The organism is Psychrobacter proteolyticus, from assembly GCF_038155145.1.
Lineage (GTDB): Bacteria > Pseudomonadota > Gammaproteobacteria > Pseudomonadales > Moraxellaceae > Psychrobacter > Psychrobacter proteolyticus_B.
In genome coordinates, this window is the sequence record NZ_JBAKAY010000146.1 from 1 (window position 1) to 219 (window position 219).

Sequence of the window (219 nt, forward strand, 5' to 3'; positions counted from 1 at the left end):
CTTTGTCGACCATCGTCTAAAAAATGTAAAGAATGAATCCTGACAGATTGGATGATAGAGTCACGGTCAGCTATATGCCGTTAGATCTGCGACCATTAGCAGAATCTTACAATTCGATGATGGCCAAGCTTGAAAGAAAGTTTGAGTCATTGTCTCGGTTTTCAGACAATATCGCTCAAGCGCTGCGCACTCCAATAGCGACACTCAGTACGCAACCGC

Annotated in this window: 1 pseudogene; it reads left to right on the forward strand. The window is 44.3% G+C overall.

Annotation, left to right across the window (positions count from 1 at the left end):
* Positions 1 to 32 precede the first annotated feature (32 nt).
* A pseudogene (locus V6252_RS13300) lies at positions 33 to 219 on the forward strand (ATP-binding protein); the annotation flags it as partial.